The following is a 24,613-nucleotide window of genomic DNA, read 5'->3' as shown; positions in this document are numbered from 1 at the left end:
GCATCGGCATCGGCATCGGCATCGGCATCGGCATCGGCATCGGCGTCGGCGTCGGCATCGGCATCGGCATCGGCATCGGCGTCGGCGTCGGCATCGGCATCGGCATCGGCATCGGCGTCCGCATCAGCATCAGCATCAGCATCAGCATCCGCGTCAGCATCCGCGTCAGCATCGGCATCGGCATCGGCATCGGCATCCGCGTCCGCGTCCGCGTCCGCGTCCGCGTCAGCATCCGCGTCGGCGTCGGCGTCGGCGTCCGCATCAGCATCAGCATCAGCATCGGCATCGGCATCAGCATCAGCATCAGCATCAGCATCACTGTCGCTGTCGCTGTCACCATCGTCGAGGCCGCCCCCCGTACCGCCGCCGGTGCCGCTGCCACTGCCAAGGAAGAACGGAACCGTTCCGCCGTCGCTGCCGCCACCGCCGCCCAAGGCCGCGCCGAGCGCGACTGCTCCGAGCGCGCCGAGGGCGAACTCGCCCAGGCCGATGCCGGCTGCACCGGTGTGCGCCTTGGTGACGGCAACTGCCGCCGCATCGGCATCGTTGTCGGGCGGCGTGATCTTGAGGTCGCCCGTGGCGACGTCGACGTTCACCTGCTCGAGGCCGCCCGGCAGCTTGGTCGATCCGAGCGTTGCGTCGGTGCCGCCGGTAAAGACGCCGGCCAGCGGCGCCTTGTTGGAAGGCGAGCCCGGAAACAACACCTCGGCCTGGCCACCTTCGGGGACCAGCACGCGGTCGCCGGTGAGAAGGGCGTGGCTGCCGTCCACGGGAATCCGGACGCCGTCGCGAATCAGCGCGGTGCCGGGTGTGGCATTGGAAAGCGATCCGATGCTGGACGGCCCGGGGGCGGCGACCGGCGGCACTGGAGACGATCCCATCGGAGCGATGGGGGTCACCGTGGCTTGGGCGATGACCACCGGTGCAACGTCGTTGTTGACGGCTCCGGAAGTGGATGGAATCGATGTCTGCGACGCGGTCATGTGAGAGGCCTCCTCGTTTATTGGATGGTCACAAGTGGCAACATGCGTGCCACTGCCCTTCCACTCCGGAGAAGCCTCGTGCGATTTATTGCAAACGGTTGATTAAAAAGGCTTTTTCTCCATTCATGCGTGCGGCGGAAGCAGCGCCGTTCGTCACAGGCACCCAAGCTTTTGGCTGTTGCTACGTTACGCGGGGGAGCGCGTACCGCGTAACACGGCCTGCAATCCGGCCGGGCCTTTGGCCTTTGGATATGCGGGGCAACAAGATCCAAACTCTCGCTGCAAGCTCGGGACATCAGCCCACACCCAACGGCGGCGATTGGCACGGTGGGACCGAGCGCGATATCGAACCGCGATGGCAATGGCGCCCATGCAGGCCGCGGCCACCGTGACAAATCTCACGCTCTTCGGCGGCAATGTCACCAGCTTTGGGGATTTTGGATTGAGATGTAATCCATTAGGCCTCTTTTTACGTTCTGGCGCTTCAACACCGAGACGGGAGCCCCGCATGACCACCACCGATCCACAAGCAGTCTTCGAGGCGAGCGGCCGCCTGGGCGCCATGGAGGTCCTGGGGACGCAGGTCAGTGCGGTGGTGTCGATGCTGCGCGCCATGTACGCGGCGCACCCGGAGCCGGCCAAGGTGCGGCACGGCTTCGACCGGCTCATCGGCCAGCTGCTGGTCAGCCCCTACATGGGCCACGACCCGGACCGCGCCGTCGTCCTGCTCGACACGGCGGCGGCGTTGACGCGTCCGCTTGCGGAAGCCGATCCGCACGGATAGGTGCGGGACAGGTGCGGGCGGCCTGCGCTGCCCGGTCAGCTCCCGGCGGTTCCGGAGACGCCCGCCGCCACCTTGCCCAGCGCGGGCGCGGCCTCCGCCTTCAGCACCGAGGCCGAGCGGTCGTGCTGGATGAGCAGCACCGCGACCATGCCGATGACCGCCGGAATGGCAATCGCAATGAAGTTCTGGTGCAGCGGCAGGTTCATGCCGACCAGCATGCCGATGACGATCGGCGCCAAGATCGCGCCGCTGCGGCCCACGCCCAATGCCCAACCCAGGCCTGTGGCGCGCACGGCCATCGGGTAGTACTGGCCGGTGTAGGCATTGGCCACGATCTGCGTGCCGATCGTCGATGCGCCGGCCAGCCCGATCAGGATGAACAGCACCGGTGTCGGCATCTTGTAGCCCAGCAGCGTGAGCGACACCGCGGCCAGCGCATACATCCCGGCGAGCACGTACTTGATGTGGAACCGGTCGGCGAGCCAGCCGCCCGCGATGGCGCCGACCATCGCACCCGCGTTCAGCACCAGCACGAAGGTCAGGGCCGAGCCCAGGCTGTAGCCCGCGCTCGCCATCAGCTTGGTGAGCCATGAGCTCAGCGCGAAGACCATGAACAGGCACATGAAGAACGCGATCCAGAACATCACGGTGCTGAAGCCGCGGCCATCGAAGAAGAGGTGCTTGATCGGCGCGCTGTCGGCCCTGTCCTTGGCCGGCACCGCGAAGCGGTCGGTCGCCTGCGGCGTGTAGCTGGGGTCGAGCCGTGAGGCGATCTTCTTCAGCTCTTCGGTGCGGCCCTGGGCCAGCAGAAAAGGCATCGATTCCGGAACCGACTTGAGGATAAAGGGAATCAGCAAGACCGGCAGGCCGGCCGCGAAGAACACCGATTGCCAGCCGTAGCTTTCGATGAGCCCCTTGCCGAGGATCGCCGCGATCATCCCCCCGACCGCATAGCCGCTGAACATCAGCGTGACAAGGGTCGCACGGATCTTCTTCGGCGAGTACTCGGTCATCTGCGCGACGACGTTCGGCATCACGCCGCCGATGCCGAGCCCGGCAAGAAAGCGCATGGCGCTGAACGCAATGGCGTCCTCCGCCAGCCCGGCGCAGGCCGTGAACACGCTGAAGAGGCCCACGCAGATGGCGATCGCCCAGCGGCGGCCGATCCGGTCGGCAATGGTCCCCATGAAGATGGCGCCGAACATCATTCCGAAAAGCGCGGAGCTGACCATGAAGCCCGCGTTGGTGGCGTCGACGCCCATCTTCTTCATGATCGAGGGCAGCGCGATGCCCACGACCGACAGGTCGTAACCGTCGAACACGATGATCAGCGCGCACCAGAACAGCACCAGGCCGTGGAAGCGGTTGAAGCGGGCATCGTCGGCCAGCTTGTGAAGATCGATTTGGCGCATGGCTCTTGTCTCCTTCGAATGGCAAAGATCGCGGCCAGGCATGGCTGGCAGTGGCAGCGATCATGGGCGTGCCGGTTTCGAGGGTCCAACGCATTTTCCGGATGTCCTCTATGCAGCCTGTGAATGTTGGGGCGGGTCTACCCATGGGTTGCGGCCACCCTGCCCCTGCATGCGATCTTCGAATGCGCGCTATCACCGATTTTTGTTGGACCGTGCCTGCCGCCGCCCATAGATTGGCCCATCCGCCCGCACACAGGAGATAGGCATGCAAGGAAAGATCGGTCTCGAAGAACATTTCGCAATTCCACAGACGCTGCAGGATTCAGCGGGCTTCGTGCCCGGCGTCTACTGGAAGGAGCTCAGCAGCCGCCTGCTCGACATCCATGACGGACGCCTGCGCCAGATGGATGAGCACGGCATGGAGATGATGATCCTCTCGCTCAACGCGCCCGCCGTCCAGGCGGTGGCCGATCCGGTGAAGGCGTACGAGCTCGCGGTGCGCGCCAACGACTTTCTCGCAGAGCAGGTGGCGAAGAGGCCCGACCGCTTCCAGGCCTTTGCCGCCTTGCCGATGCAGGACCCCGAGAAGGCCACGCAGGAGCTCGAGCGCTGCATGACCGTGCTCGGCTTTCGCGGCGCGCTGGTCAATGGCTTCTCGCAGGTCGGCACGCCCGACAACGTCGCCTACTACGATGCGCCGCAGTACGCGCCCTTCTGGGCCGCCGCGGAGCGGCTCGATGCGCCCTTCTACCTGCATCCGCGCAACCCCATCGCGAGCTGGGCCCAGATCTACGAAGGCCACCCTTGGCTGCTCGGCCCCACCTGGGCCTTTGCGCAGGAGACTGCGGTTCATGCGCTGCGGCTCATGGCAAGCGGCCTCTTCGATCGCCATCCGGGGCTCAAGATCATCCTCGGCCACCTGGGCGAGGGCCTGCCCTACAACATGTGGCGCGTCGACCACCGCAACGCCTGGGTCAAGGCGCCCAAGGGCTATCCGGCCAAGCGCAAGCTCTGCGAGTACTTCCAGGAAAACTTCTATCTCACGACCTCCGGCAACTTCCGCACCCAGACGCTGATCGATGCGATGCTGGAGGTTGGATCGGACCGCATCCTGTTCTCGACCGACTGGCCGTTCGAGAACATCGACCATGCGTCGAACTGGTTCAACGACACGAGCATCAGCGAGGCCGACCGCAAGAAGATCGGCCGGACGAACGCGATGTCGCTGTTCAAGCTGGCCTGATTTCAAGGCGCTCATCGACAAGGCACTGGCACCCATGATCGACATCGACGAATGGACCATCACCAGCGCGGCCCTGAAGGCGCAGGCCGCCACGCCCAGCCCGCGCCTGAAGGCCGTGATGGACAGCCTGGTGCGGCATCTGCACGACTTTGCGCGCGAGGTGCAGCTCACCGAGGCCGAGTGGGCCTGCGGCATCGACTTTCTCACGCGGGTCGGAAAGATCACGGACGACAAGCGCCAGGAGTTCATCCTGCTGTCCGACGTGCTGGGGCTTTCGACGCTGGTCACCGCGCAGTGCAACCGGCGCCCCACGGGATGCACCGAGGCGACGGTGTTCGGCCCCTTCTACGTGCCCGATGCGCCGCAGTACGAGAACGGCGACGACATCTCCAACGGCGCGAGCGGCGAGCCCTGCTTCGTCGCCGGCACCATCCGGGGCATCGGTGGCGAGCCGATCGGCGATGCGAGCATCGACGTGTGGCAGTCCGACGATGAAGGCTGGTACGACGTGCAGCGCCCCGGGCTGGACCATGCGCAGGGTCGTGGCCAGCTGAAGAGCCTCGAGGACGGGCGCTACCACTTCAGGTCCATCGTGGCCGTGCCCTATGCCATTCCGCACGATGGCCCGGTGGGCCAGATGCTGGAGCAGCTCGGGCGCCACCCGTGGCGTCCCGCGCACCTGCACTTCATGATCAAGGCGCCGGGCTACGAGCCGCTCATCACCCATGTGTTCCGCTCGGGCGGCAGCTATCTGGAATCAGACGCCGTGTTCGGCGTGCGCTCTTCCCTCATCGCCGACTGGAAGCGCCACGAGCCCGGCATCGCGCCCGACGGAACGCACATGAAGGTGCCGTTCCACACGCTCGACTACGACTTCGTGTTGAACAACGCATCCAGGGACTAGGGGCATGGAGCGCTTCGTCTACACCGCGAGCCCTTCGCGCATCGTCTTCGGTGCGGACAGCATCGACCAGCTGCCGGCGGAGATCGAGCGCCTGGGCGCGACGCGCGCCCTCGTCCTGTGCACGCCCAACCAGCGCGAGCAGGCGCAGGCCATTGCCGACCGGCTGCCGGGCCGCATCGCAGGGATCTTCGACGAAGCAGCCATGCACGTGCCGATCGAGACCGCGCGCAAGGCACGCGCACTGGCTTCGGAGCTGAAGGCGGATTGCGCGCTGGCGGTCGGCGGTGGCTCCACCATCGGGCTCGGCAAGGCGATTGCGCTGGAGTCCGGCCTGCCGATCATCGCGGTTCCGACGACCTACGCGGGCAGCGAAGCGACGCCCATCTACGGCATCACGGAAGCGGGGCTGAAGAAGACCGGACGCGACGCACGCGTGCTTCCGCGTGTCGTCATCTACGACCCCAGGCTCACGCTGTCGCTGCCCCTGGACCTGACGGTCACGAGCGCGATCAACGCGATGGCGCACGCGGCGGAAGGCTTGTATGCGCACGACGGCAACCCGGTGATCTCGTTGATGGCCGAAGAAGGCATCCGCGCCTGCGCGGCGGCGCTGCAGCCGCTGCGGGAGAACCCGCGCGACCTGCCCGCACGCAGCCAGGCCCTCTACGGCGCCTGGCTGTGCGGCACTGTGCTCGGCGCCGTGTCGATGGGCCTGCACCACAAGCTGTGCCACACGCTGGGCGGCACCTTCGATTTGCCGCATGCGCAAGTGCACACCGTGGTTCTTCCGCATGCGCTGGCCTACAACGCGAGCGCGGCGCCAGAGGCCATGGCGCGCATTGCAAGAGCCCTGGGGGTCGCAGATGCGGCCATGGGGTTCTTCGAACTCGCAAGAACGCACGGCGCTGCCGTGTCGCTGAAGGCGATCGACATGCCGGCCGCCGGTCTTGAGCATGCAGCCGATCTGGCTGTCTCGAATCAATATCCGAATCCGCGGCCGCTCGAGAAGGCGGCGCTGCGCGCCCTGCTCGGCCGCGCATGGGAGGGCGCGCCACCGCAAGCCTGATCAGGTGGCTCGCGCCTGCGGCGCAGGCTCCCTGCTCGACCGCTCATGGAAGAGCCCGAAGATCAGCTCGCGCAGCCAGCGGTTGCCGCTGTCCTGGTGAAAGCGCTCGTGCCACTGCTGGCGGATCTCGAAGGGCCTGACCTCGAACGGCGCGTCGACGCTGTGCAGGTCCGCGCGCGACGCCACCATGGCCTTGGCAAGGCGTGCCGGCGCGGTCAGCAAGAGCCCCGACGTGGCGACGATCGAGGTCAGGCCGAGCGAATGGGCGGCGGTAAGCACGACCCTCCGCCGGTCGAGCGCGCCGGCCCGCTCCAGGGTTTGCTGAAGCTGCGAGTCGGTGGTGCCCTGCGGCCGGTAGGCGATGTGCTCGGCTGCAAGGTAGTCGTCGAGCTCGATGCGCTCGCGCGTGCCCAGCGGCGACGCCTTCGACATCAGCACCACGAAGGTCTCGTCGAACAGCCGCTGCTGGTAGAACGATGGCCCCATCGCTTCCCAGCTGCCGAGGGCGACGTCGATCTGCCCGTGGAGCATGCGCTGCCGGGCCTCGGCCACGGAGACATCCACGGTTTCGAAGCGAACCCCCGGCGCGATGCCGCGTGCGACTGAAAGCAGCTCCGGCACCATGACCAGTTGCCCGATGTCATTGACGGCAATCCGGAATATGCGGCTCGAGGTCTCGGGTTCGAAGGTGCGGCCCTGGTCGACCGCCTGCACCAGGCAGGCAATGCCTTCCTCGATGGGCGCGATGAGCCGCTCGGCGACGGGCGTGGGCACCATACCGTCGGCCGAGCGCACGAACAGCGCGTCGTTGAAGCGCTCGCGCATGCGCTTGAGGGCATTGCTCACCGCGGACTGCGTCATGCCGAGGCGGTCGCCCGCGAGCGTGACGCTGCGCGTGGCGTAGATGGCCTGGAACACCAGGAAAAGATTCAGGTCGATGGAGTTGATGTTCATGGCGCCGCCTCCTTCACCGAACCGTCATTCGTTGTCCAGCACGGCCAGGTTGTCGTAGACCATCCGGAGCATGTCCCGAAGCGATTCGGCCTGCGCGGTGGTCAAGCCGGCCAGCGAGACACGCTCGTAGACCTGGGCCAGCGGAATGATCCGCAGCGTGAGGTCGCGGCCCGCCTCGGTCAGGCTCAGCGCGAGCGCGCGCGCATCCTCGTCCGACCGGTCGCGCACCAGCACGCCGCGCTGCAGCAGGCCGTCGACCACCCGCGAGAGCGTGGAAGCGTCCGTCGACGTGTGCAGCGCCAGGTCGGAGAGCCGCTGATGCGCCTTGTGGTGCAGCGCCACGCACACCCGCCACTCGGTCAGCGAGAGCTTGAACTGCTTGAGCTCCTTGCTGAACGACTGCCCCATGCGCATGCCTGCGCGGGCAAGCAGGTACGGAATGGCCCGCCCCAGGTCGTGGTCTGCCGATTTGTCTGCAGTTGCATTCAATTTGGGAGACGCCTCGGCGCGCGCCTTGCGTGGCTGCGTCGACTTTGCTGCGGTCTGTTTTCTGGTGGCCATACCGAATGCTACAGGCGATTGCCGGCATCGATATAGCGTAAACCCCAAGCATTTATTATTTGCATTTGCAAGTTTCATGCGCTTCAATCGAGGCCTTGCCACCGTCGAGTTCCCATCCACCATCCGGAGACCGCCATGACTGAAGCCGCCAACCCCTTTGCTCAACTGGACCGCGTAGACCTCCCCGCCCCAGGCCGCAAGTCGCCCGTGAAGGATGCGCCTTCGATCGAAAAAATAGCTGCATCTGCAAACAACCTGGTGCCGATGCTGCGCGAGCGGGCCCAGCAAACCGAGCAGGACCGCCGCGTTTCCGAGGCCACCACGCAGGCCTTCCATGACGCGGGCTTCTTCAGGCTGATGCAGCCCGCGCGCTACGGCGGCTACGAGTACGGGTTCACCGCGTTCATCGACGTGGTCAGCGAACTGGCGCGGGGCTGCACCTCGTCGTCGTGGGGCTGCTCGCTCGGCGCCATTCACCAGTGGCTGGTCGCGATCTTTCCGGAAGAGGCACAGGACGACGTCTGGCGCAAGGACCCGCGCGCGATCGTCTGCGGCTCGTATGCGCCCGCGACCATGGCCGAGAAGGTCGACGGCGGCTATCGGGTGCAAGGCAAGTGGCTCTTTGCCTCGAACGTGGACAACTCGCAGTGGGCCTTGCTGGGCGTGCAGTTTCCGCCTGAAGAAAAAGGTGCCCCTCCGACGGCCGGCTTTTTGCTCGCGCCGCGCTCCGACTGGGCCATCGAGGACAACTGGCACGTGGCCGGACAGGCAGGCACCGGGTCCAAGGCGATCGTCATCGACAAGCCGGTGTTCATTCCGGGGCACCGCAAGCTGACGTTCGCAGAGGCTTCGTCCAACAATCCGCCGGGCGCCAAGGTCAACGCGAATCCGATCTACCGCATTCCCTTTCTGTCGGCGGTGCCGGTCTGCCTGGTGTCGCCGATCGTCGGCACCGCGCAAGGCGCGGTCGACGAGTTGATCGCACTGGCCGGCACGCGCGTCACGCGGGGGGCCGTGGCCGGCGGCGGCAGCCGGCTCAGCGAATTCTTTCCCGTGCAGTCGCGCCTGGCCGAGGCATCGGCGAGCGTCGATGCGGCGCGGCTGCTGCTCTACCGCGACACCGCGCAGGTGGAGCAGATGGCCATGGACGGCCATGTCATCAGCATCGAGCAGCGGATCCGCAACCGGCGCGACCATGCCTTTGCCGCGCGGCTCTCGCGCGATGCCGTCGAGGCGGTGTTCGCGAGCGTCGGAGGCGCGGGCCTGTCGCTGAACCAGCCGATCCAGCGCATGTGGCGCGACACGAATGCGATCTCGCGCCACATCAGCCTCAACTGGGACGCGGTCTCCTCGATGGTGGGCCAGTACCTGCTCGGCCTGGAGCCGAAGGGCCAGTACTGATCGAGGCACCGGCCATGTACTCCTGGGCTCTCATCACGGGCGACGCGGCCGAGACGGTCGATGCGCGCCAGCTGCGGCAGGCGCTCGGCGCCTTTCCCACGGGGGTGTGCCTCGTGACCACCACCACGCCGGACGGCAAGCGCGAAGGCATGACGATCAACTCCTTCGCATCGGTGTCGCTCGACCCGCCGCTGATCCTGTGGAGCATCCGCGACGACACGCGCAGCGCCGATGCATTCCTGGCGACGCGGCCGTTCAACCTCAGCGTGCTGACCGCCGGGCAGCGCGAGCTGGCCTGGCATTTCGCCAAGCCCGCGGCCGACAAGTTCGAGCGCTTCGCCGAAGCCTTCGAGGCCGGATCCAACGGATGCGCTCGGCTCGTCGAGAGCGTCGCGACCTTCGAGTGCTCGACCTACTCGCGCCACCAGGAAGGCGACCACACCATCATCCTCGGCCGCGTGGAGCGCTTCTCGCGGACCGATGTGCCGCCCCTGCTTTTTCATTCGGGCCAGATGGGGTCGCTGTGGGAGCTTGCCGACACCCTGGCTCGGCCGCAGGGCGGCGGTTGATGGCGCCGGTGCGCTTGCCTATGCCGGGCTCAAGGTCCTCAGCATCTGCTCGTACATGGCATCGACCGCGGGCGAGCGCAGCGACACCTTGCTGCGCAAGGCCGCCACGTCCATCGACTTGAGCCTGGGCAGGTCGAAGCCGCTGGGCAGGTTCTGCAATATCTGCAGGTGAGGCGGAACGCTGCAGCGCGTGAACACGGCCACGGCCAGGCCGCTCTCCACGGCCGCGAGCTGGCCGGCGAGGCTGGAGCTGTGATAGACGATGCGATAGGCGCGCCGCCTGGCGGCCAGGCTCGAGAGCGCGGCAGTTCGGGCCATGCTGCCCGCCTCGTAGACGGCAATCGGCAACGGATTGCGGCGCCAGGCTTCATGCTGCGCCGTGCCGACCCACACCAGCGGTTCGTGGAACAGGAGCTGTCCGCGTTGCGGCTTGTCGCGGGAGACCAGTGCCAGGTCCAGCTCGCCCCGCGCGATCTTGGGGATGAGGGAGGTCGACTGCTCGCAGGTCAGTTCGATTTCCACGCCCTTGTAGCGGCCGGCAAAGCTGCGCAGCACCGGCGTCAGGTAGGTGGAGGCGTAGTCGTCCGGCACGCCGAGCCGCACGCGGCCCGCGAGCTCCGGTCCGAACATGGCGTTCTGCGTTTCCGACTGCAGTTCGAGCATGCGGCGCGCATAGCCCAGCAGCTGCGCGCCTGCCGGTGTCACTTCCAGGTGCCGCGGGCCGCGCAGCAGCACGGCCTGGCCGAGCGCGTTCTCCAGCTTCTTGATCTGCATGCTCACCGCCGACTGCGAGCGGTGGACCAGCGGCGCCGCGGCCGACAGCGAGCCGGCATCCACCACCGCCACCAGGGCGCGCAGCCAGTCGATCTGGAAATCGGGGTATTTCATCGTCGCGCTTCTCATTCGATGCTCGAATGATAGGCCTTCGAACTATGCGCTTTACGCCGTTGCGGCATGGGCGGACGATCGCCTTCATGCAAAAGAAGGCAGTCCAGGTGCACCCCGCGTTCGCGGCGACGCGCCGGCAATCGAAACGGGAGAGCACGGGGCAATGGCTGCTAATTGCCGGCGGCGTGCTGCTCGGCACGATCGGCGTCTTCGTGGAAGAGGCGCACCAGCATCCGCTGGTCACGGTGCTGTTTCGCTGCGCCTTCGGTGCATTGGCGCTGCTCGCATGGGGCTTGGCAACCGGCCGAACGAACGAACTGCGGCTGCGCGGCAAGAGCGGATGGATCGCCTGCGCGACGGGCTGCCTGATGGTGCTGAACTGGGCGCTGTTCTTCGCGGCGATCCCGCGCATCTCGATTGCGGTGGCCACCATTGTTTTTCACATCCAGCCGGTGTGGATCATTCTCTTCGGCGCACTGGTCCTGCGCGAAGCCGTGTCGCCGCGCCAGTGGGCCGCCACACTGGCCGCGCTGTGCGGGCTCGCGCTGACGACCGGGCTTTTCGGCAACATGGCATCGGTGGCCTCGTGGGGCAGCGGCTACGCGCTCGGCCTGCTCATGTGCCTGGGCGGCTCGCTCTGCTATGCCGCGGTGACCATCCTCGCCAATACGGAAAAAGCCATCACGTCCTACGCGCTGGCCTGGTGGCAGTGCCTGATCGGCGTTGTTGTCCTGGCGTGGGTGCCTCTTGTGTTCGGCTGGCCGGATTCGGCGCCCGCCTGGGCGTGGCTCGCGGGGCTGGGCGTGCTGCACACCGGGCTGGCCTACGCCCTTCTCTTCGCGGGCATGGCCCGGCTTTCGCTCGGCAGGATCGCCGTGCTGCAGTTCGTGTACCCATTGACTGCGGTGCTGGTGGACTGGGTGGTGTACGGGCGCCGCTTGAACGGGGTCCAGCTTGCGGGTGTCGCGCTGATGGCGGCAGCGCTGTGGACGATCAAGCAGCCGAAGCAGAATGCGGCGGGCGGCGGCTGATGGACCTGGCGATCACTCGCGTGCGCGGCCGCTGCATGGCGGCGCTTCGTCGGCACGCTTGAGGTAGGCGATCAGGTCCGCGCGCTCCGCGGCGTCGGGCACGCCGTCGTAGGTCATGGCGGTGCCGGGCACCATGGCCAGCGGCTTGGCCAGGAAGCGGTCGAGCGTCTTGCCGTTCCAGACGATCCTCGATTTCTTCATGGCCTCCGAATAGGCGAAGCCGGGCACGCTGCCGGCCAGCCGGCCGAACAGGCCGCAGTGCCGGGGCCCGACACGGTCGACCGCCAGCGCATGGCAGGCCAGGCAGCGCGCGTAGACCTGCTCGCCGCGCACCGCGTCGGGCACTGCCCACGCGTGCGCGGCCGCGGCCAGTGCGGCGGCCGCAAGGAGCCACCGGCCTGAGCTCATGACATGAAGGCCGAAGGCACGGGCGTTTCGCCGAGTGCCTGCCGCAGCACGGCCCAGTGCATGGCCTCGTCGCCAAGGATGCTCGCAGCCGCCTTCGACAGGTCGCGATTGCCGAACAGCGGCACGGCACCCAGGTACGCGCTCACGGCGCCCTGCTCCAGCTTGGCCGCAAAGCGCAGCACGTCGGCCTGCGACTTCAGCTGCTCCAGCGGAAAGCCATAGCTGGCCTTGGCCGCCACGGCATGGCCGCCGAGCTTGGCGACCGTCTTGGCGAGCAGGTCCGCATGCGCCTTGTGGTGGCCCTGGAAGCTCAGCGCCAGGTCGAGCACGGGCTTCTCGAGCAGCTTGCTCTCGGCGCCGGCCTGGTAGGCCGCAATGGCCTCGAGTTCGGCGGCAAGCGCGGTGTTGAGGATCTGCACGTCGTTGCCGGTGGCGCCGCCGGTCTTGGCGGCCAGGGCATCGCGGCCGGCCAGCAGCGCGACCGCGGCACCGGACAGCACCAGCCCCGACTGGCCGAGGAACATGCGCCGCGCGGCGACGGGAGAAGTCATTTGAAAGAAGGACATGGTTGTTTTCCTCGTAGTGATCGTGGGTAAGAGCTTCAGGGGCGGGGCGATTCCCGCTCGTCGGCCAGGCTCGCCAGCACACGCGCCACGATGCGATCGCAGCGTGTGCCGTCGAATGAAAATGCATCGCCCACGGCCACGTCGATGTCGCGGGACAGGCCTTCGCGCAAAAGGCTGCGCGCGCGGAAGAAGCGGGTGCGCACGGTGGCTTCGGGCAATGCCAGTGCCGCGGCCGTTTCCTCGACGCTCATCTCCTCGACCGCCCGCAGCATGAAGACGGTGCGGTAGGCATCAGGCAGGCGGTCGATGCGGCGCTCCATCAGCCGCCGAAGTTCTTCCCGCATGGCGTGGCGTTCCGGTTGTTTGTCGGGATCGTCGGCGGCCGCCGATTCGGGCTCGTCTTCATCGAAGCCGGGCGCGGCGGCGCCGTCGAGCGGAATCACCTGCGCACCGCGGCGCCGCAGGCGCCCGAGGGCCTCGTTGATCACGATGCGGACCAGCCAGGTCGAGAGCTGCGCATCGTCGCGGAAGCTGCCGATGGCGCGCCAGGCGCGCAGGTAGGCGTCCTGCAGCGCGTCCTCGGTTTCCTCGTCGCTCTTGAGGATGCTGCGCGCCGTGCGGAACAGCAGCTGGTTGTGGCGCCGCATGATGCACTCGAAGGCCGGCGCATCGCCTTGCGCGGCGCGCGCCGCGAGTTCGCGGTCGGAGCCCTGTGCGGGGCTCGCAGGTGCGGCAACTGGGGAGGGGGCGGCGTGGGACATGTGTACTTCTCTTTCCCATTGGATGAAGCAGCCCCGCGCCGCGTTTCAATTATTTTTGCTCGATGGCGCGAGTTCGTCGGCATAGCAGACCGGCGAGGACAGCATCACGCGTTCAGGAAAGCGCAGTGCCCGGCCCCGCAGAGAGGCCGCCGCATCCGATGCGAGCTGGTGCAGGCGCCTGCTGGCGCTGGCGATCTTCTCCAGCGGTGCCGTGCCTTCGGCCTCACCTTCGCTCGCGCCCGACTGCAGGGCCGCGGCACCAAGAACGGCGCCCTGCGCGCCCGCGGCCAGCGCCGCGGCAATGTCCGTTCCATCGGCGATGCCGCCCGCCGCGAGCACTGGAACCGACGCCAGCACCAGCACATCCGCAAGGATGGCAGCCAGGGGCTGCGCACCGCGCACGGCGTCGCCGGCCTCCCGGCCCTGCACGATCAAGATCTGCACCCCGGCGCCTTCTGCTTCGCACGCGGCGCTGACCGACGACACTTGGCAGGCCACCACCACCCCGGCCTCGCGAAGCTGCCGCACGGTGGTCCCGGACAGCGCGCCGAGCAGCCCGGCCACCGGCACGCGCAGTTCGATGCAGGCAGCAATCTGCGCACCGAGCAGCGCCGGCTCCGTGGCCGCCGGATTCATCTCGACGCCGAAGTGCCGGTCCGTGTGCGCCCGCACCGCCAGCACCCCTTCGCGGATGCGCGCAGGCGGCGCCTCCGACATGCCGAGGAAGCCGAAGCCGCCGGCCTGCGTCACGGCCGCGACCAGTTCCGGGTCGGCCGCGCCGGCCAGCGCCAGCGGGAGGCTGCATCTGAGCAGGTCGCACACCGGCCGGTGCAGCACCGCGGCGGATTCGGGCGCCGAAGCCTGGCGGGAACTGGACATGGGCGGCTCCTTGTTTTGCTTTGGCTAGCCTGCTTCCTCGACAAACGCCTCTTCGCGCTTCGATCTGATCGAGGGCAGCAGCACGATCAGCAGCAGCGCGACCGCGGCCGCCAGCAGCCCCGCGGAGATCGGCCGCGAGACGAACACGCTCCAGTCGCCCCGCGAGAGCAGCAGCGCGCGCCGCAGGTTCTCTTCCATCATCGGCCCCAGGATGAGGCCGAGCAGTAGCGGCGCCGGCTCGCATCCGAGCTTGATGAAGGTGTAGCCCACGACACCGAAGATCGCCACCAGCCAGATGTCGAACACATTGTTGTTGGTCGAGTACACGCCAATGGCGCAGAACAGCACAATCGCGGGGAACAGCCACCGGTAGGGAATGGTCAGCAGCTTGATCCACAGGCCGATGAGCGGCAGGTTCAGGATCACGAGCATCAGGTTGCCGATCCACATCGAGGCGATCAGGCCCCAGAACAGCTCCGGGTTGCTGGTCATCACCTGCGGGCCCGGCTGGATGTTGTGGATCGTCATGGCGCCGACCATCAGCGCCATGACGGGGTTGGGCGGAATGCCCAGCGTCAGCATCGGGATGAAGGAGGTCTGCGCGCCCGCGTTGTTCGCGGCTTCCGGCCCGGCCACGCCGCGGATGTTGCCCTTGCCGAAGGGCACTTCGCCCGCCTTGAGCTTGATCTTCTTTTCGAGCGTGTAGGCCGCAAAGGCCGACAGCGTGGCGCCGCCGCCCGGCAGGATGCCCAGCGACGAGCCCAGCGCCGTGCCGCGCAGCACGGCCGGGAGCATGCGCTTGAAGTCTTCCTTGGTGGGCATCAGGCCGGAGACGCTGGCCGTGAACACCTCGCGCTCGTCCTCGGGCCGGGCCAGGTTGGCGATGATCTCGCCGTAGCCGAACACGCCCATGGCGATCGCGATGAAGCCCAGGCCATCGGTCAGCTCCGGGATGTCGAAGCTGTAGCGCGCCACGCCGGAATTCACGTCGGTGCCGACCAGGCCCAGCAGCAGCCCCACCATGATCATGCAGATGGCCTTGAGCAGCGAGCCCGAGGCCATCACCACCGCGCCGATCAGGCCCAGCACCATGAGCGAGAAATACTCCGCCGGGCCGAACTTGAAGGCGATCTCGGTCAGCGGCGGCGCGAAGGCGGCAAGGATCAGCGTGCCCACGCAGCCCGCGAAGAACGAGCCCAGGCCGGCGGCCGCGAGCGCCGGCCCGCCGCGCCCCCGCTTGGCCATCTGGTGGCCGTCGATCACCGTGACCACGGACGAGGATTCGCCCGGAAGGTTGACCAGGATGGCGGTGGTCGAGCCGCCATATTGCGAGCCGTAGTAGATGCCCGCGAGCATGATCAGCGCGGCCACGGGTGGCAGGGCGTAGGTGGCCGGCAGCAGCATGGCAATGGTGGCCGTCGGGCCGATGCCCGGCAGCACGCCGATCAGCGTGCCCAGCAGGCAGCCGATGAACGCATAGGCCAGGTTCTGCAGCGTCACCGCGGTGGAGAAGCCGAGCGACAGGTGGTTGATCAGATCCATCATGGGTGGTGCCTCGCGCTCAGCCGGTGATGAAGGTGGGCCACACCTGGAACTGCAGCTTGAGTCCCACGATGAAGGTCAGGTAGCTGCCGATGGCCAGCACGGTCGCGAGCACCAGCGACAGCTTCATCGAGAAGTTGGCACCGGCCATGCAGGCCACGATCACGAGCGCATAGATGGCGAGGATCAGGCCCATGGCCGGCAGGCCGATGCTGCGCAGGCCCGCCAGCAGGATGCCGAACAGCAGGTTCGCGCCGATGATGAAGCCGAGCGGCTTCCATGCGATCGTTCCAACGGGGTCGCCGCCGGCGTCTTGGCCCTTGAACGCCGTGGCAATCACCACCAGGCCCAGCAGCGTCAGCAGCACGCCCACGATCAGCGGGAAGTAGCCCGGCCCCATGCGGGCCGCACTGCCGACGTTGTAGTTGGAGGCGCCCAGCGCGAACGCCGCGCCGACGCAGGTGAACATGATGCCCGAGAAGAAGGTCTTCTGGCTCTTGATCTGCATACGCAATCTTTCTCTCTCGAATGGAATGGATACGGCAACCCGCACGGATGCACGGGCAACGGCAGCGGACAGCGGGGAAGTGCGCGCGGAATGCCGAGAAGGCAGCCGGCATCGCACAGGTCAGGTTCAAGTCAGATGCATCATGTTATGAGATTTATTGCATCACACTGTGAGTAATTACCCTGCGTCGGATCGGGCCGGCTGCTACATTGCTTTCCGTTCGCACAATCATTCTTGGAAAGTTCATGGCCAGCCAACGGGGATCCATCGAGAAGCAGCACTTCGAGGCACTGTCCGACTTCAGATTCAGGCTGCGCAGCTTTCTTCGCTTCAGCGAAGACGCCGCGCGGGAGGAAGGCATCACCGTCCTTCAATACCAGCTGATGCTCCACACCCAGGGCTTCCCCGGCCGCGAGTGGGCGACCATCAGCGAGATCGCCGAGCGCCTGCAGGCCCAGCACCACGGTGTGGTCGCGCTGGTGTCGCGCTGCGAGGAGGCCGGCCTCGTCAGGCGAAAGCCTAGCCATACGGACCGGCGCCAGGTCGAGGTCCATCTGCTGGCCGCGGGGCGCAGGAAGCTGGAACGGCTCGCGATGCTGCACACGGACCAGGTGGCCGAATTGGCCGAGGTGGTGGCGCTCGTCAGGAAGGGCGGCGCATAGCCGGCCGCTCCCGCCGGCACCGGCCACGAAGGGGGCGTGGCTCAATATGTCATGAAATGATATATTCGAGGGCTGGCCTCGGACGAGGCAGATCGACTCTTCCCGAACAGCCATGACTCCAGTCCCCCACCCGCCCCGCGGCGACTTCGCCCTCAATGCGCGCCTGCTGCGCATCACTGTCATGGCCATCGTCGTCGGGGCGGTCAGCACCGTGGCCGCGCGCGTGCTGCTCGACCTGATCCGCTTCTTCACCAACCTGTTCTTCTTCCAGACTTTCTCGCTGGCCGACCGCTCGCCGGCCGGGCACACGCTGGGGGCCTGGGTCATCGTGGTGCCGGTGATCGGCGGGCTGATCGTGGGCCTGGTTGCGCGCTACGGCTCCGACAAGATCCGCGGCCACGGCATTCCCGAGGCGATCGAGGCGATCCTGTTCGGCAAGAGCAAGATGTCGCCGAAGGTGGCGCTGCTCAAGCCGCTGTCCTCGGGCATCGTGATCGGCAGCGGCGGCCCGTTTGGCGCCGAAGGGCCGATCATCATGACCGGCGGCGCCATCGGCTCGCTGATCGCGCAGCACTTCCATCTCACGGCCGCGGAGCGCAAGGCGCTGCTGGTGGCGGGTGCCACCGCGGGCATGACGGCGGTGTTCGGCACGCCGGTGGCGGCCGTGCTGCTGGCAGTGGAACTGCTGCTGTTCGAACTCCGGCCGCGCAGCCTGCTGCCGGTGGCCGTGGCCTGCGCGGTGGCGGGGTTCACACGTCCGCTGCTGATGGATGCGGGCCCGCTGTTTCCGCTGCAGACCGCGGTGCCCGGCCCGCTCGCGATGCTCTCGTGCGTGGCCGCGGGGCTTCTGTGCGGCGCGTTGTCGGCCTCGCTCTCGATCTCGCTCTACAAGGTCGAAGACCTGTTCGGCAAGCTGCCGATCCACTGGATGTGGTGGCCGGCGATCGGCGGCCTGGCGGTGGGCATCGGCGGCTACTTCGAGCCGCGTGCGCTGGGCGTGGGCTACGACGTGATCGGCGACCTGCTGCACAACCACCTGGCGCTCGGCGTGGTGGCCGCGCTGCTCGCGGTGAAGGCGGTGATCTGGGTGATCTCGCTGGGCTCGGGCACTTCGGGCGGCGTGCTTGCGCCGCTCCTGATGATGGGCGCGGGCCTGGGCGTGGTGCTCTCGCACGTGCTGCCCGGCAACGACCCGATGCTGTGGCCGCTGGTCTGCATGGCCGCCACGCTGGGCGGCGTGATGCGCGCGCCGCTCACCGCCACCATCTTTGCCTTCGGGCTCACGCACGACAGCAATGCGCTGCTGCCGCTGCTGACCACCTCCGCCGTGGCCTACGGCTTCACGGTGCTGACCATGCGCCGCTCGATCCTCACCGAGAAGATCGCGCGCCGCGGCTATCACATCTACCGCGAATACGGCGTCGATCCGCTCGAGCGGCACTCCGTGGAAGAGGTCATGACGCGCGAGGTGCGCAGCATCGACGCGGCCCTGCCGGTGGCGCGGGCGCTGTTCGAGCATTTCGGCGATGGCCAGGCCCACCGCGCGTTCCCCGTGGTGCGCAACGGCGCGGTGATCGGCGTGGCGGACCGCGCGATGCTGGCCGCGTGCGGCACGCGCGATCCCATTGCCACCGTGGGCGACGCCTGCGCCGACGTGCCGCTGTTCTTTGCGCTGCCGGGCGAGAACTGCCGTGCGGTGGCCACGCGGCTCGCGCGCCATCGGCTCGAGCGGCTGCCCGTGGTGAAGGACGCGCAATCGCTGGTGCTGGTGGGCATCGTGGCGCGCAGCGACCTGATCAAGCCTTCGCTCGCGCACTTCGACGAGGAAGAAAAGCGCGAGCGGATGCGCGGGCTGCCCTGGCAGGCCTGATCCTGCAAGCCCTACATCAATCGCAATCCGCGCGCGAACTGCATCGAGGTCTTCACGAACTTGGGTGCGTCGCTCATCTGGGCGAGCTCGGCGAGGCCTTCCTCGGTGATGCGCCTCACCGTCGCGATGCGCGATGCGGCATCCCGGCCCGCCGGCCTCACGGGTGCGAACTCGGCCTCGATCAGACCCGTGGCCACGAGCACCGAGACGATCCGCACTTCCTCCGGAAGCGCGACTCGGACAGGCAGCAGCGTGTGCTGGAGCCTCAGCAGGAACAAGAGCGGCATTCAGTCCTCCGATTGCCGGCGTTTGTTCGACCCAAAGAATGCCGGCTTTTCTTGGTCTGGAAAATGTAGCCTTAAGTACCCTTTTCTGCATCTGGCCACACGGCATAGCCCGTGCGTGCCAGGGCGAAGCGCTCAGCGCGGCGTCACGAGGTCCCGCCGCAGGCTCCAGATGCAGGCCCCGAGGCGAAGCAGCTCCTCGACCCGGCGGTCGTGGAACGGGCTTTCTGCATCCTCCTGGGCGATGAGAGCGGCGATGTGGTCGAGGGCGTCGGCGGGCGTAAAGCCGAGGCCGGCGCGCGCCATCTCGATCACGGTCACCAGGGCCTTTGTCTTCTCCATGCGGAAATGATGCCCAAGAAACGCGCAAAAACAATACGCAGTTTCGTTTTAATAATTAGTTCTTATAACTAGTTGGATGCGCTGGCGGCAAGGCGGATGCTCAGGGCAGGAGTTCGAACTTGAGCTCGGCCAGCGGCGTGATCTTTTCTTCGCGCACCATCTTGTATTCGGTGTTCGGGCCGAGCCACTTGGCCCAGATCTTGTCGAGCTCGCCCGACTTTTCGAGCGCGTAGAGCGCGCCGTTCACCTTGGCCAGCAGCACCGGCTCGTCCTTCTTCATGCCGATGCCGATGGGCTGCAGCACCATCGGCTCCTTGATCATCTTCAGCGCCACGCCCTCGGTCTTCGATTGGTTGACCAGCTTGGTGATGGTCATGGTGTTGGCGACCATGCCGACCGACTTGTTCTGCTGCACCGCCATGAAGGCCGAGCCCGTGTCCTGGAAGGTCACGGGCTCCGAGCCGTTCATCTTGATCGACAGCTCCGAGGTCGATCCCTTGGTCGAGCTCAGGCGCTTGCCCTTGAAGTCGGCCTTGGCGGTGCCCGGGTCGGAGGCTTTCACCGCGAGCATTTCCTTGGCCACGTAGTACGGGTCGCTGAACTGGATCTGCTCGCCGCGGCTCTTGGTGTAGGCCAGGTTGGCAATGGTCACGTCGACGCGCCCGAGCTTGACCTCGGGCACGCGCGCTTCCACCGACAGCGGCGTGACCTTGGCCGTCAAGCCGAGTTCCTTGGCCAGCGCGTGGCACAGGTCGACGTCATGGCCCACCATCTCGCGCGTCTTCGGATCGGGTGCGGCGAAGGGCGGCACGTCGGCGAAGGTGCCGCAGCGCAGCTCCTTGCGCGCGCTGATGTCGCTCCACTGGTCGGCATGCGCCAGCAGAGAGGCGGCGCAAAGACAGGTTCCGATCGTGGTGAGGCGGAAGACGTTTCTGTTCGACATGGTGAGCTCCTGAGGAGATGCTGGGGAAGGAAAAAAACAAGGATCAGTGCGCGCGCAGGTCCGACAGGAAGCGCTGCGCACGCGGATGCTGCGGGCTCTTGAAGAAGGCCTTGGGGTCGGCCTTCTCGAGGATGCGGCCCGCGTCCATGAACCAGACGCGGTCGGCCACCTCGCGGGCGAAGTTCATCTCGTGCGTGACGCACATCATGGTCATGCCGTCGTGGGCCAGGCCGCGCATCACCGACAGCACCTCGCCCACCATCTCGGGGTCGAGCGCGCTGGTGGGCTCGTCGAACAGCATCGCGGGCGGCTCCATGGCGAGCGCACGCGCAATGGCCACGCGCTGCTGCTGCCCGCCCGAAAGCTGCGCCGGGTACGCGCCGGCCTTGTTCGAGAGGCCCACGCGCTCGAGCAGCTGCGCCGCCCTCGCCTTCGCGTCGGCCCGCTTCACGCCCAGCACTCGCATGGGCGACAGCATGATGTTCTCCAGCACCGAGAGATGCGGAAACAGGTTGAAGCTCTGGAACACGAAGCCGATGCGGCTGCGCAGCTTGTTGAGCGCCGCGCTGCCCATGGGCGCGTGGATGTCGTGGCCGTCGAACAGCAGCTGGCCCGACTTCACTTCCTCCAGGCGGTTGACGGTTCGGATCAGCGTCGACTTGCCCGAGCCCGAGGGCCCGCAGACCACCACGACCTCGCCCTTCTTCACCTCGGCGTTGACGTCGGCGAGCGCCTGGTAGTCGCCATACCACTTGTTGATGTTGGAGAACAGGATCATGGTGTCATCCCCTGCGGGGTGTGGAACGGGGTTCATGGCGCTGTCTCCTGGTCTTGTGGTCGATGGCCGTCGAGCGCGGCCTCACGGGTTCGCTGCCACCGGCGGCGGCAGCGAAACACCGTCTTCGGGTGCCTTCACGGAGGCGGCGCCGAGCCGCTTGTGGGCAATGCGCCGCTCCAGCCACTGCGCGAGCTGCGTCAGGCTGAAGCAGACGACGTAGTAGGTCATCGCCAGGATGAAGAACACCTGGAACGGCTTGGTCAGCAGCTGGTTGTTGATCTGGTTGGCCGCGAAGGTCAGCTCCTGCACGTTGATGACGTAGCCCAGCGTGGTCTCCTTGATGGTGGAGATGAACTGGCTCAGCATGCTCGGCAGCATGTTGTAGAGCGCCTGCGGCAGGATCACGAACCACATGGTGCCCAGGTGGCTGTGGCCGAGCGCGCGCGCCGCCTCGGCCTGGCCCTTGGGCAGTGCCTGGATGCCGGCGCGCACCACCTCCGACAGGTAGGCGCCCTCGTAGATCACCAGCGTGCACAGCATGGTGGTGAAGCCCGACACGTCGCGCCCGATCAGGATCGGCACCAGGAAGTAGACCCACAGGATCACCATGAGAAGCGGCACGCCGCGCACCACGTAGACCAGCACCGTGGCCGGCCAGCGCAAGAGGCGCCAGGGCGACAGCCGCGCGAGCGCCAGCAGCACCGACAGCGGAAACGCCAGCACGATGCCCAGCACCGACAGGATCAGCGTGGCGACGATGCCGCCGAGCGGGCCGCTCGGGTACTGGCCGACGAGCAGCAGCAGCCAGTTGTCGCGCAGGATTTCAAAGACGCTGAACATGGCTTCTTCCTACCTCGCTGCGGCGATGCGGTAGCGCCGCGACAGCCAGCCGCCCAGCGCCATGATGAGCAGCGAGCACACGAGGTACAGCACCGTCGCCATGCTGTAGGCCTCGAAGGTGCGAAAGCTCTGGCTCTCGATCTCCTTCACCGCGTGCGTCAGCTCGGCCACGCCGATGGCCATGGCCAGGCTGCTGTTCTTGAACAGCGACACGCTGTGGTTCACCAGTGCCGGCACCGCGTTGCGGATGGCCTGCGGCAGCATCACGTGGCGCATCGAACCGATGTAGCCATGGCCGAGCGCGCGCGCGGCCTCGGCCTGCCCGGCCGGTATGGAGCGCAGGCCCGAGCGCATGTCCTCGCTGAAGTAGGCGGCCTGGCAGAGCCCGAGCGCGACGATCGAGAGAATCGTCTCCGCGTTGTGCACCGACAACCAGCCCTGCAGCGCATCGGGCAGCAGGCTGAAGATGCCGAAGTACCAGAGCATGAGCTGCACCAGCGTGGGCACGTTGCGGTGGTAGGAGATATAGCCCATCACCACACGCTCGGCCAGCCGGCTCGGCGTGAGGCGCACGACCAGCAGCACGACCGCCATGGCCATGGCCAGCAGCCAGGAACCGGCCGCGATCTTCAGCGTCTCCTGCAGGCCGTGCAAGAGCATTGCACCGAACTCCGGCTTCAGCAGGATCGCGAGCAGGTCGAAGTCCTTCATGTGCTGCTCCTTGGCGTGGCCATGCGGGGCGCTCAGGCCTGCGGCGCTTGCGGCCGCGCGGTGGAGAGCCCGCCGGGCACCTGCAGCGTGGGCGTGATTTCCATGTGGCCCACGTTGACCGCGATGGGCGCCGCAATCGCGAAGGCGATGGCATTGGCGATGTCCTCGGCCTGCGGCAGCTCGTAGCCTTCGACGAAGCGCTTGCGGGTTTCTTCGGAGTCGCCGTGCACGTGCGCAAAGATGTCGGTGGCCACGCGGCCCGGGCAGATCTCGGTCACGCGCACGCGCTTGCCGAAGACGTCGATGCGCAGCTGGCGCGACAGCATGCTCACGGCCGCCTTGGTCGCGTGGTAGGTGCTGTTGCCGCCGAAGTTGTAGGCCGCGGCAATGGAGCTGATGTTGACCACGTGGCCGCGGTCGCGCGCGGCCATGCCGGGCACCACGAGCCGGCACAGGTGCAGCACGGCGCGCAGGTTCACGTCGACCAGCAGGTCGATGCCCTCGGCGTCGGCCTTGAGGATGGAGCCGGGGCGGTCGACGCCGGCGTTGTTGACCAGCACGTCGAATTCCACCTCCTGCGTGAGGCGGGTGATGCCGGCAAGGTCGCTCACGTCGATGGCGTGCGGGATGCAGCCGGTGCGCGCGGCCAGTTCGGCCAGCTTGCCGGCGCTGCGCGCCAGCGCGTGGACCTCCAGGCCTTCCTTGCAGAGGCGCTCGACGACGGCAGCGCCGATGCCCGAGGAGGCCCCTGTCACCAGCGCGGTCTTGTAGTCGGAGAAGGGCATCTTTGTTTCTTTCGTGGAACTGGAGATCGCTGCGTTGAATTCACTGTATCGAGCGCTTCTTCGCGGCGCCAAGACGGATTGGCTGTGGAGCGATAAGCCGCCCTTATGTTGCCCCGTGTTCGTGCGCGCGACCTAGGGTAAGCACCATGTCCGGGCTAGTCCGGCTGCTTCGAGATGGGCACCACGCGCCCCGCCTGCTCGACCACGCCGCGCACCGCGCGGGCCAGCTCCACCGCACCGGGCGTGTCGCCGTGCAGCAGGATCGAATGCGCGCGCATCGGGATCTTCCGGCCGCTGTAGCTGGTCACCGTGCCCTCTTCCAGCAGCTGGCGCACGCGCGCCAGCACCGCGCCCTGGTCGTGGATCACCGCATCGGGCAGCTTGCGCGGCACCAGCAGGCCGTCGTCGTCGCAGGCGCGGTCGGCCAGGAAGGTGGTGCGCACGCGCAGGCCGCAGCGCGCGGCCGCGTCCTCGATGGCGCGGCTGGCGGACGAGCTGACGATGAGCATCGGATCGAAGTCCGCCACCGCGCGCACCAGCGGTTCGGCCAGCGTGGGGTCGGCCGCGGCCATGTTGCCGAGCGCGCCGTGAAAGCTCATGTGCGTCATGCGGTGCCCCGCGGTGCGCGCCATGCCGTCCAGCGCGCTCAGCTGGTAGAGCACGTAGGCGACGAGTTCCTTCGGCTCGATCTGCATCGGCCGGCGGCCGAAGCCGAGCAGGTCGGGAAAGCCCACGTGCGCCCCCACGTCGACGCCCCGCGCCAGCGCCAGGCGCACGGTGCGGTCCATGATGACCGGATCGCCCGCATGGAAGCCGCAGGCCACGTTGGCGGAAGAAACGATGTCGAGCAGCGCCTCGTCCTCGCCCATGCGCCAGGGCCCGAAGCCTTCGCCGAGGTCTGCGTTCAGGTCGATGTCCATGGGAGTCCTTTTTCTCTC

Annotated in this window: 27 protein-coding genes and 1 pseudogene; 9 read left to right on the top strand and 19 right to left on the bottom strand. The window is 67.2% G+C overall.

What is annotated here, in order from left to right; genetic code table 11:
* Positions 1–983: pseudogene (locus VPA02S_RS32090) on the bottom strand (hypothetical protein); the annotation flags it as partial.
* Between the two features lie 508 nt (positions 984–1,491).
* On the opposite strand from VPA02S_RS32090, the gene VPA02S_RS20385 reads away from it, so the two are divergent.
* On the top strand, positions 1,492–1,767 hold the full coding sequence (locus VPA02S_RS20385) for a hypothetical protein (protein ID WP_012748728.1): 276 nt from the start codon (positions 1,492–1,494) through the stop codon (positions 1,765–1,767).
* Positions 1,768–1,802: 35 nt separating this feature from the next.
* On the opposite strand, the gene VPA02S_RS20380 is transcribed toward VPA02S_RS20385, so the two are convergent.
* Positions 1,803–3,179 (bottom strand): MFS transporter, encoded by a 1,377-nt coding sequence (locus VPA02S_RS20380; protein WP_012748727.1) that lies wholly within the window; start codon positions 3,177–3,179, stop codon positions 1,803–1,805.
* Positions 3,180–3,444: 265 nt separating this feature from the next.
* On the opposite strand from VPA02S_RS20380, the gene VPA02S_RS20375 reads away from it, so the two are divergent.
* The 3 genes from VPA02S_RS20375 to VPA02S_RS20365 are packed head-to-tail and all read left to right on the top strand — an operon-like array spanning position 3,445 to position 6,392.
* Positions 3,445–4,422 carry an amidohydrolase family protein gene (locus tag VPA02S_RS20375; protein WP_062365361.1) on the top strand — a complete coding sequence of 326 codons (978 nt, stop codon included), beginning with the start codon at positions 3,445–3,447 and terminating at the stop codon, positions 4,420–4,422.
* A 34-nt stretch (positions 4,423–4,456) separates the two neighbouring features.
* Positions 4,457–5,326: an intradiol ring-cleavage dioxygenase gene (locus VPA02S_RS20370; protein ID WP_062365360.1), complete on the top strand. Its 870-nt coding sequence runs from the start codon at positions 4,457–4,459 to the stop codon at positions 5,324–5,326.
* 4 nt (positions 5,327–5,330) lie between these two features.
* Positions 5,331–6,392 (top strand): maleylacetate reductase, encoded by a 1,062-nt coding sequence (locus VPA02S_RS20365; RefSeq protein ID WP_062365359.1) that lies wholly within the window; start codon positions 5,331–5,333, stop codon positions 6,390–6,392.
* Here the strand turns inward: VPA02S_RS20365 and VPA02S_RS20360 are convergent, their stop codons facing one another.
* Both VPA02S_RS20360 and VPA02S_RS20355 read right to left on the bottom strand, forming a co-directional pair.
* Positions 6,393–7,346 carry a LysR family transcriptional regulator gene (locus tag VPA02S_RS20360; RefSeq protein ID WP_062365358.1) on the bottom strand — a complete coding sequence of 318 codons (954 nt, stop codon included), beginning with the start codon at positions 7,344–7,346 and terminating at the stop codon, positions 6,393–6,395.
* 24 nt (positions 7,347–7,370) lie between these two features.
* The gene (locus VPA02S_RS20355) at positions 7,371–7,907 is read right to left on the bottom strand and encodes a MarR family winged helix-turn-helix transcriptional regulator (protein ID WP_062365357.1); all 537 of its coding nucleotides are present in this window, start codon (positions 7,905–7,907) and stop codon (positions 7,371–7,373) included.
* Positions 7,908–8,042: 135 nt separating this feature from the next.
* Between VPA02S_RS20355 and VPA02S_RS20350 the strand changes: the two genes are divergently transcribed.
* Both VPA02S_RS20350 and VPA02S_RS20345 read left to right on the top strand, forming a co-directional pair.
* Complete coding sequence (locus tag VPA02S_RS20350) at positions 8,043–9,308, top strand: acyl-CoA dehydrogenase family protein (protein WP_062365356.1); 1,266 nt, start codon at positions 8,043–8,045, stop codon at positions 9,306–9,308.
* A 14-nt stretch (positions 9,309–9,322) separates the two neighbouring features.
* Entirely contained in the window at positions 9,323–9,877 is a 555-nt protein-coding gene (locus tag VPA02S_RS20345; RefSeq protein WP_062365355.1) for a flavin reductase family protein, read from the top strand.
* An 18-nt stretch (positions 9,878–9,895) separates the two neighbouring features.
* Here VPA02S_RS20345 and VPA02S_RS20340 read toward each other — a convergent pair whose 3' ends face one another.
* Positions 9,896–10,765 carry a LysR family transcriptional regulator gene (locus tag VPA02S_RS20340; protein ID WP_062365354.1) on the bottom strand — a complete coding sequence of 290 codons (870 nt, stop codon included), beginning with the start codon at positions 10,763–10,765 and terminating at the stop codon, positions 9,896–9,898.
* A gap of 44 nt (positions 10,766–10,809) precedes the next feature.
* Between VPA02S_RS20340 and VPA02S_RS20335 the strand changes: the two genes are divergently transcribed.
* A complete protein-coding gene (locus tag VPA02S_RS20335; RefSeq protein ID WP_155736609.1) occupies positions 10,810–11,796 on the top strand; it encodes a DMT family transporter in 987 nt (328 codons plus the stop codon).
* 12 nt (positions 11,797–11,808) lie between these two features.
* Here the strand turns inward: VPA02S_RS20335 and VPA02S_RS20330 are convergent, their stop codons facing one another.
* Genes VPA02S_RS20330 through VPA02S_RS20305 form a run of 6 tightly spaced genes read right to left on the bottom strand, consistent with a single transcriptional unit; the run spans position 11,809 to position 16,460 of the window.
* Positions 11,809–12,204: a c-type cytochrome gene (locus tag VPA02S_RS20330; RefSeq protein WP_062365353.1), complete on the bottom strand. Its 396-nt coding sequence runs from the start codon at positions 12,202–12,204 to the stop codon at positions 11,809–11,811.
* Positions 12,201–12,770, bottom strand: a complete 570-nt coding sequence (locus VPA02S_RS20325) for a ferritin-like domain-containing protein (protein ID WP_062365352.1) — start codon at positions 12,768–12,770, stop codon at positions 12,201–12,203. Before VPA02S_RS20325 ends, VPA02S_RS20330 begins: the two co-directional genes overlap by 4 nt.
* A 35-nt stretch (positions 12,771–12,805) precedes the next feature.
* Complete coding sequence (locus VPA02S_RS20320) at positions 12,806–13,531, bottom strand: RNA polymerase sigma factor (RefSeq protein WP_062365351.1); 726 nt, start codon at positions 13,529–13,531, stop codon at positions 12,806–12,808.
* Positions 13,532–13,576: 45 nt separating this feature from the next.
* On the bottom strand, positions 13,577–14,410 hold the full coding sequence (locus VPA02S_RS20315) for a nitronate monooxygenase (protein WP_062365350.1): 834 nt from the start codon (positions 14,408–14,410) through the stop codon (positions 13,577–13,579).
* 24 nt (positions 14,411–14,434) lie between these two features.
* Positions 14,435–15,952, bottom strand: coding sequence for a tripartite tricarboxylate transporter permease (locus tag VPA02S_RS20310; RefSeq protein ID WP_041945914.1), 1,518 nt, complete (start codon positions 15,950–15,952; stop codon positions 14,435–14,437).
* A gap of 19 nt (positions 15,953–15,971) precedes the next feature.
* Positions 15,972–16,460: a tripartite tricarboxylate transporter TctB family protein gene (locus VPA02S_RS20305; RefSeq protein ID WP_062365349.1), complete on the bottom strand. Its 489-nt coding sequence runs from the start codon at positions 16,458–16,460 to the stop codon at positions 15,972–15,974.
* 245 nt (positions 16,461–16,705) lie between these two features.
* Between VPA02S_RS20305 and VPA02S_RS20300 the strand changes: the two genes are divergently transcribed.
* Both VPA02S_RS20300 and VPA02S_RS20295 read left to right on the top strand, forming a co-directional pair.
* Complete coding sequence (locus tag VPA02S_RS20300; RefSeq protein WP_062365348.1) at positions 16,706–17,122, top strand: MarR family winged helix-turn-helix transcriptional regulator; 417 nt, start codon at positions 16,706–16,708, stop codon at positions 17,120–17,122.
* 112 nt (positions 17,123–17,234) lie between these two features.
* A complete protein-coding gene (locus tag VPA02S_RS20295) occupies positions 17,235–18,992 on the top strand; it encodes a chloride channel protein (RefSeq protein WP_062365347.1) in 1,758 nt (585 codons plus the stop codon).
* 11 nt (positions 18,993–19,003) lie between these two features.
* On the opposite strand, the gene VPA02S_RS20290 is transcribed toward VPA02S_RS20295, so the two are convergent.
* From VPA02S_RS20290 to VPA02S_RS20255, 8 genes are all read right to left on the bottom strand, one after another.
* Positions 19,004–19,279, bottom strand: a complete 276-nt coding sequence (locus VPA02S_RS20290) for a hypothetical protein (RefSeq protein WP_015866393.1) — start codon at positions 19,277–19,279, stop codon at positions 19,004–19,006.
* 132 nt (positions 19,280–19,411) lie between these two features.
* Complete coding sequence (locus VPA02S_RS20285) at positions 19,412–19,618, bottom strand: hypothetical protein (RefSeq protein WP_015866392.1); 207 nt, start codon at positions 19,616–19,618, stop codon at positions 19,412–19,414.
* 100 nt (positions 19,619–19,718) lie between these two features.
* Complete coding sequence (locus tag VPA02S_RS20280; RefSeq protein WP_062365346.1) at positions 19,719–20,561, bottom strand: ABC transporter substrate-binding protein; 843 nt, start codon at positions 20,559–20,561, stop codon at positions 19,719–19,721.
* Positions 20,562–20,604: 43 nt separating this feature from the next.
* Entirely contained in the window at positions 20,605–21,339 is a 735-nt protein-coding gene (locus VPA02S_RS20275; protein WP_062365345.1) for an amino acid ABC transporter ATP-binding protein, read from the bottom strand.
* A gap of 81 nt (positions 21,340–21,420) precedes the next feature.
* On the bottom strand, positions 21,421–22,179 hold the full coding sequence (locus VPA02S_RS20270) for an amino acid ABC transporter permease (RefSeq protein WP_062365344.1): 759 nt from the start codon (positions 22,177–22,179) through the stop codon (positions 21,421–21,423).
* 9 nt (positions 22,180–22,188) lie between these two features.
* On the bottom strand, positions 22,189–22,890 hold the full coding sequence (locus tag VPA02S_RS20265; RefSeq protein ID WP_062365343.1) for an amino acid ABC transporter permease: 702 nt from the start codon (positions 22,888–22,890) through the stop codon (positions 22,189–22,191).
* 32 nt (positions 22,891–22,922) lie between these two features.
* Positions 22,923–23,675: an SDR family oxidoreductase gene (locus VPA02S_RS20260; protein ID WP_062365342.1), complete on the bottom strand. Its 753-nt coding sequence runs from the start codon at positions 23,673–23,675 to the stop codon at positions 22,923–22,925.
* Positions 23,676–23,830: 155 nt separating this feature from the next.
* Entirely contained in the window at positions 23,831–24,595 is a 765-nt protein-coding gene (locus VPA02S_RS20255; protein WP_062365341.1) for a LamB/YcsF family protein, read from the bottom strand.
* Between the last annotated feature and the right edge of the window lie 18 nt (positions 24,596–24,613).

It is taken from the genome of Variovorax paradoxus NBRC 15149, from assembly GCF_001591365.1.
Classification (GTDB): Bacteria; Pseudomonadota; Gammaproteobacteria; order Burkholderiales; family Burkholderiaceae_C; genus Variovorax; species Variovorax paradoxus.
Note: the sequence above shows the minus strand (reverse complement) of the source record. Positions and strands in the feature narration are given on the sequence as shown.

What these genes read in the sequence shown, in the direction of transcription:
- VPA02S_RS20385 (WP_012748728.1), top strand. Translation starts at nt 1,492, where the DNA reads ATGACCACCACCGATCCACAAGCAGTCTTCGAGGCGAGCGGCCGCCTG.
- VPA02S_RS20380 (WP_012748727.1), bottom strand. Translation starts at nt 3,179, where the DNA reads ATGCGCCAAATCGATCTTCACAAGCTGGCCGACGATGCCCGCTTCAAC.
- VPA02S_RS20375 (WP_062365361.1), top strand. Translation starts at nt 3,445, where the DNA reads ATGCAAGGAAAGATCGGTCTCGAAGAACATTTCGCAATTCCACAGACG.
- VPA02S_RS20370 (WP_062365360.1), top strand. Translation starts at nt 4,457, where the DNA reads ATGATCGACATCGACGAATGGACCATCACCAGCGCGGCCCTGAAGGCG.
- VPA02S_RS20365 (WP_062365359.1), top strand. Translation starts at nt 5,331, where the DNA reads ATGGAGCGCTTCGTCTACACCGCGAGCCCTTCGCGCATCGTCTTCGGT.
- VPA02S_RS20360 (WP_062365358.1), bottom strand. Translation starts at nt 7,346, where the DNA reads ATGAACATCAACTCCATCGACCTGAATCTTTTCCTGGTGTTCCAGGCC.
- VPA02S_RS20355 (WP_062365357.1), bottom strand. Translation starts at nt 7,907, where the DNA reads ATGGCCACCAGAAAACAGACCGCAGCAAAGTCGACGCAGCCACGCAAG.
- VPA02S_RS20350 (WP_062365356.1), top strand. Translation starts at nt 8,043, where the DNA reads ATGACTGAAGCCGCCAACCCCTTTGCTCAACTGGACCGCGTAGACCTC.
- VPA02S_RS20345 (WP_062365355.1), top strand. Translation starts at nt 9,323, where the DNA reads ATGTACTCCTGGGCTCTCATCACGGGCGACGCGGCCGAGACGGTCGAT.
- VPA02S_RS20340 (WP_062365354.1), bottom strand. Translation starts at nt 10,765, where the DNA reads ATGAAATACCCCGATTTCCAGATCGACTGGCTGCGCGCCCTGGTGGCG.
- VPA02S_RS20335 (WP_155736609.1), top strand. Translation starts at nt 10,810, where the DNA reads ATGCGCTTTACGCCGTTGCGGCATGGGCGGACGATCGCCTTCATGCAA.
- VPA02S_RS20330 (WP_062365353.1), bottom strand. Translation starts at nt 12,204, where the DNA reads ATGAGCTCAGGCCGGTGGCTCCTTGCGGCCGCCGCACTGGCCGCGGCC.
- VPA02S_RS20325 (WP_062365352.1), bottom strand. Translation starts at nt 12,770, where the DNA reads ATGTCCTTCTTTCAAATGACTTCTCCCGTCGCCGCGCGGCGCATGTTC.
- VPA02S_RS20320 (WP_062365351.1), bottom strand. Translation starts at nt 13,531, where the DNA reads ATGTCCCACGCCGCCCCCTCCCCAGTTGCCGCACCTGCGAGCCCCGCA.
- VPA02S_RS20315 (WP_062365350.1), bottom strand. Translation starts at nt 14,410, where the DNA reads ATGTCCAGTTCCCGCCAGGCTTCGGCGCCCGAATCCGCCGCGGTGCTG.
- VPA02S_RS20310 (WP_041945914.1), bottom strand. Translation starts at nt 15,952, where the DNA reads ATGGATCTGATCAACCACCTGTCGCTCGGCTTCTCCACCGCGGTGACG.
- VPA02S_RS20305 (WP_062365349.1), bottom strand. Translation starts at nt 16,460, where the DNA reads ATGCAGATCAAGAGCCAGAAGACCTTCTTCTCGGGCATCATGTTCACC.
- VPA02S_RS20300 (WP_062365348.1), top strand. Translation starts at nt 16,706, where the DNA reads ATGGCCAGCCAACGGGGATCCATCGAGAAGCAGCACTTCGAGGCACTG.
- VPA02S_RS20295 (WP_062365347.1), top strand. Translation starts at nt 17,235, where the DNA reads ATGACTCCAGTCCCCCACCCGCCCCGCGGCGACTTCGCCCTCAATGCG.
- VPA02S_RS20290 (WP_015866393.1), bottom strand. Translation starts at nt 19,279, where the DNA reads ATGCCGCTCTTGTTCCTGCTGAGGCTCCAGCACACGCTGCTGCCTGTC.
- VPA02S_RS20285 (WP_015866392.1), bottom strand. Translation starts at nt 19,618, where the DNA reads ATGGAGAAGACAAAGGCCCTGGTGACCGTGATCGAGATGGCGCGCGCC.
- VPA02S_RS20280 (WP_062365346.1), bottom strand. Translation starts at nt 20,561, where the DNA reads ATGTCGAACAGAAACGTCTTCCGCCTCACCACGATCGGAACCTGTCTT.
- VPA02S_RS20275 (WP_062365345.1), bottom strand. Translation starts at nt 21,339, where the DNA reads ATGATCCTGTTCTCCAACATCAACAAGTGGTATGGCGACTACCAGGCG.
- VPA02S_RS20270 (WP_062365344.1), bottom strand. Translation starts at nt 22,179, where the DNA reads ATGTTCAGCGTCTTTGAAATCCTGCGCGACAACTGGCTGCTGCTGCTC.
- VPA02S_RS20265 (WP_062365343.1), bottom strand. Translation starts at nt 22,890, where the DNA reads ATGAAGGACTTCGACCTGCTCGCGATCCTGCTGAAGCCGGAGTTCGGT.
- VPA02S_RS20260 (WP_062365342.1), bottom strand. Translation starts at nt 23,675, where the DNA reads ATGCCCTTCTCCGACTACAAGACCGCGCTGGTGACAGGGGCCTCCTCG.
- VPA02S_RS20255 (WP_062365341.1), bottom strand. Translation starts at nt 24,595, where the DNA reads ATGGACATCGACCTGAACGCAGACCTCGGCGAAGGCTTCGGGCCCTGG.